The 3,308-nt window shown below is 69.8% G+C and carries 6 protein-coding genes; 3 read left to right on the plus strand and 3 right to left on the minus strand.

The features are described from left to right. Positions 1 to 21: 21 nt before the first annotated feature. Both PLL68_RS13270 and PLL68_RS13275 read left to right on the plus strand, forming a co-directional pair. A complete protein-coding gene (locus PLL68_RS13270; protein WP_324534844.1) occupies positions 22 to 1,239 on the plus strand; it encodes a pyridoxal phosphate-dependent aminotransferase in 1,218 nt (405 codons plus the stop codon). A gap of 18 nt (positions 1,240 to 1,257) precedes the next feature. Continuing rightward, positions 1,258 to 1,647 (plus strand): hypothetical protein, encoded by a 390-nt coding sequence (locus tag PLL68_RS13275; protein WP_324534846.1) that lies wholly within the window; start codon positions 1,258 to 1,260, stop codon positions 1,645 to 1,647. On the opposite strand, the gene PLL68_RS13280 is transcribed toward PLL68_RS13275, so the two are convergent. Next, positions 1,587 to 2,285 carry a hypothetical protein gene (locus PLL68_RS13280; protein ID WP_324534848.1) on the minus strand — a complete coding sequence of 233 codons (699 nt, stop codon included), beginning with the start codon at positions 2,283 to 2,285 and terminating at the stop codon, positions 1,587 to 1,589. The two genes, PLL68_RS13275 and PLL68_RS13280, sit on opposite strands and share 61 nt — an antisense overlap. 30 nt (positions 2,286 to 2,315) lie before the next feature. Here PLL68_RS13280 and PLL68_RS13285 point away from each other — a divergent pair, with 30 nt between their 5' ends. Then, positions 2,316 to 2,498: a hypothetical protein gene (locus PLL68_RS13285; protein WP_324534850.1), complete on the plus strand. Its 183-nt coding sequence runs from the start codon at positions 2,316 to 2,318 to the stop codon at positions 2,496 to 2,498. Positions 2,499 to 2,553: 55 nt separating this feature from the next. Here the strand turns inward: PLL68_RS13285 and PLL68_RS13290 are convergent, their stop codons facing one another. Both PLL68_RS13290 and PLL68_RS13295 read right to left on the minus strand, forming a co-directional pair. Further along, on the minus strand, positions 2,554 to 3,039 hold the full coding sequence (locus PLL68_RS13290; RefSeq protein WP_324534852.1) for an SRPBCC family protein: 486 nt from the start codon (positions 3,037 to 3,039) through the stop codon (positions 2,554 to 2,556). Further along, a partial coding sequence (locus PLL68_RS13295) for an ArsR/SmtB family transcription factor (RefSeq protein ID WP_324534854.1) occupies positions 3,036 to 3,308 on the minus strand: 273 nt, incomplete at its 5' end. The genes PLL68_RS13295 and PLL68_RS13290, both read right to left, overlap by 4 nt.

Here is a 3,308-nt window from a genome sequence, read left to right on the forward strand (position 1 = left end):
CCGGGCTGACAGGATGGCGTCATGCGGCGGATCATCCAGAGCAAGAAGCTCCAGCACGTGCGGTACGACGTCCGGGGGCCGATCCTCGTCGAGGCCCAGCGGCTCGAGGCCGAGGGGCACGAGATCCTCAAGCTCAACATCGGCAACACGGCCCCGTTCGGGTTCAAGGCGCCGGAGTCGATGGTCGCCGACATCGTGCACAACCTGCCCGACAGCCAGGGCTACTCGGATTCACGCGGCATCTACTCGGCCCGCACCGCCGTCGCGCAGTACTACCAGTCGCGCGGGCTGACCGAGACCGGCGTCGACGACGTCTTCATCGGCAACGGTGTCTCCGAGCTGATCTCGATGGTGCTGCAGGCGTTCGTCGACGACGGCAACGAGATCCTCGTCCCGGCGCCGGACTACCCGCTGTGGACCGGCGCGGTGTCGCTGTCGGGGGGCACCCCCGTGCACTACCGGTGCGACGAGAACAACGGCTGGAACCCCGACCTCGAGGACATCGAGTCCAAGATCACCCCGAACACCCACGCGATCGTCATCATCAACCCGAACAACCCCACCGGCGCCGTGTACTCGCCCGAGACGGTGCGGGACCTGGTCGACATCGCCCGCCGCCACGACCTCGTCGTCATGGCCGACGAGATCTACGAGAAGATCATCTTCGACGACGCCGTGCACCACCACGCCGCGACCTTCGCCGAGGACGACGTGCTCTGCCTGACCTTCAGCGGGCTCTCCAAGGCCTACCGGGTGTGCGGCTACCGGGCCGGCTGGGTCATGGTGTCGGGGCCGAAGCACCTGGCCTCGGACTTCCTCGAGGGTCTGACCCTGCTGGCGAACATGCGCATGTGCGCCAACGTGCCGGCGCAGCACGCGATCCAGACCGCCCTCGGTGGCTACCAGTCGATCACCGAGCTCGTCGTGCCCGGCGGCCGGTTCTACGAGCAGAGCAAGCTCGCCTCCCGACTGCTCAACGAGATCCCCGGGGTGTCGTGCGTCGAACCGATGGGTGCGCTCTACTGCTTCCCGCGCCTGGATCCGGAGGTCTACCCGATCGAGAGCGACGAGGCGTTCGTCATCGACCTGCTGCGCGCCAAGAAGATCCTCGTGACGCACGGCACCGGGTTCAACTGGTTCGAGCCCGACCACTTCCGGCTCGTGACGCTGCCCGATGTCGACATGCTCACCGAGGCCATCGGCCGCATCGCCGACTACCTCGAGACCATCCGGGACTGACCCCCTTATGCTCGGGGGATGCGCCGCCGCACCCCCCGTCCCGTCCCGGACGTGTTCGAGACCTTCGCCCACCGGGTGGACGACTCGGCCGAGGCGCCTCTGCAGGCCCCGGATGCCGGCACGGTCGCGCGATCGGCCGGCATCGGCCTCGCGCTCATGGTGCTGACCTCGGTCGCCTTCGTCCTGGGCGCTGGGGTGGCCTCGCGCTCGCGGCCGGACCTCGTGTTCTCGCACCTGGGCTGGGAGGGTCTGGCCATCGTCGGCTGGTCGCTGCTCTGGGGTGCGCTCGCCGCCGCCGTGGTGCTCGCGATCAGCGTCGTCATCGTCGGGATGCCGTGGGTGCGGCGTCAGCGTGGGGCGTCGCGGTCGGACGGATCTGGGTCCTCGACCCCGACCTCGACGCCGTAGGACCAGCCCGGCTTGAGCGGCAGGGTGTCACCGCTCCAGAACCGGCCGGGGTCGTACCAGTTCATCGGGACGTCGTCGTGCAGGATGCCCATCTCCTCCAGGGTCACTCCCACGACCTCGGCGCAGTAGGCCGCCTCGGGGCGCACGGCCTTCTCGCGGGCCGCCTTCTTTGACAGGTAGCCGTCGCGGCCCCTCAGCCAGCGCCAGGCCATTCCGGCCGTCGTCGGGAAAGAGACGCCGTTCAGGCGCGCGATGGTGCGCAGCACGGCATCCTCCTGCTCGCGCCCGACCTCGGGCGTCAGCTGGCGAACCCAGGCCCCCTGCCCGTACTTGACCTGCCAGGTGGTGACGGCTTCTCGCAGGTCGTGCAGCTGCACCCCGCGGTGGTGGTCACCGGTCCAGTGGTCACGCAGTGACCGACCGAGCTCGGCGTGCCACATGAGCGGGGGCAGGTCGTCGAGGACGACGGCCATGCCGACGTGGTTCACCGGCGCGTTGCTCGCCGTCTGGATCACCCGGTCGGCGACCGACCCACCGCGGAACAGCCAGAGGTCACCGGTGCGGGTGGCCTCGACCGCGACGTCGAGCGGGACGGTCTCGGGGCGGGGCAGCCTCGGCAGGGGCACGGTGATGGGCATGGGCACAGTCTGCCCAATACGCTGAGTCACATGGCTCCCTCGAACCGCGTGTGGAAGATCGCCGGCATCGCTGGCCTCGTCGGCGTCGTCACGACGGGTGCGCTCGTCGCCCGCAACGAGCGCGAGCGCCGTGCGTACACCCCTGACGAGGTGCGCGACCGGCTCCAGCAGCGCCTGGCCGAGACGGACAAGGCGACCAGCAGCGACCGCTGACTCCTGCCGCCCGGACCCGCACTCATTGCACTCCAGCCACCGGTCGGAGCGTGGCTCAGCCAGCCGCGGCGTCGGTCGCCACGAGGGCCTCGAGCCGCTCGTAACCCTCGGCCATGCCGTGCTCCATGCCCGACTCGACCATGGCGTCGCGGCCCTCGACCGTGCGGCCGATGCTGCGACCGCGCAGGCGGGTGCGGCCGTCGCCGAGGTCCTCGAACCACATGAACTCCAGGGCGACCTCGTCGGAGGCGCCGTCGAACTCGAAGGTCTGGAGGGCGAACTCGTTCTCGCGGATGCTGTGGAACACCCCACGGAAACCGAACGTGCCGTACTCGGTGGCGTGCGTGTAGGCGTAGCCCCCGCCGGTGGTGAAGTCCCAGCGGTCGATCTCCATCTGGATGCCGTTCGGGCCGAGCCACAGCTTGACCTTCTCGGGGTCGCGGTGCGCGTCGAAGACGGCGGCCACGGGGGCGTCGAACTCGCGGGTGAAGTCGATCCACGGCATCCCGGCCGGGACGTCGAGGTGCAGGCTGTTGCTCATGTGTGCTCCTGGGGGGTGCTGGGCGCGACCGACTCGGGGTCGGCGGCGAGGAGGGCGTCGAGGCGGCGGAACTGCTGCTCGTGGATCAGCCGGTAGCCGTCGATCCAGGCCGTCAGCGCCTCGAGCGCCGAGGGGTTGAGGTGCACCGGACGGCGCTGGGCCTGCCGGGTGCGGGTGACCAGGCCCGCGTGCTCGAGGACCTGGATGTGCTTCGAGACCGCCTGGAGGCTGATCTCGAAGGGCTCGGCGATCTCGTTCACCGTGGCCGG

Origin of the sequence: Ornithinibacter sp. (genome assembly GCF_035443565.1) — a bacterium.
Lineage (GTDB): Bacteria > Actinomycetota > Actinomycetes > Actinomycetales > Dermatophilaceae > Fodinibacter.

Bases quoted from the DNA above. Each gene is read 5' to 3' on its own strand.
- PLL68_RS13270 (WP_324534844.1), top strand. From the start codon at position 22: ATGCGGCGGATCATCCAGAGCAAGAAGCTCCAGCACGTGCGGTACGAC.
- PLL68_RS13285 (WP_324534850.1), top strand. From the start codon at position 2,316: ATGGCTCCCTCGAACCGCGTGTGGAAGATCGCCGGCATCGCTGGCCTC.
- PLL68_RS13290 (WP_324534852.1), bottom strand. From the start codon at position 3,039: ATGAGCAACAGCCTGCACCTCGACGTCCCGGCCGGGATGCCGTGGATC.
- PLL68_RS13280 (WP_324534848.1), bottom strand. From the start codon at position 2,285: ATGCCCATCACCGTGCCCCTGCCGAGGCTGCCCCGCCCCGAGACCGTC.
- PLL68_RS13275 (WP_324534846.1), top strand. From the start codon at position 1,258: ATGCGCCGCCGCACCCCCCGTCCCGTCCCGGACGTGTTCGAGACCTTC.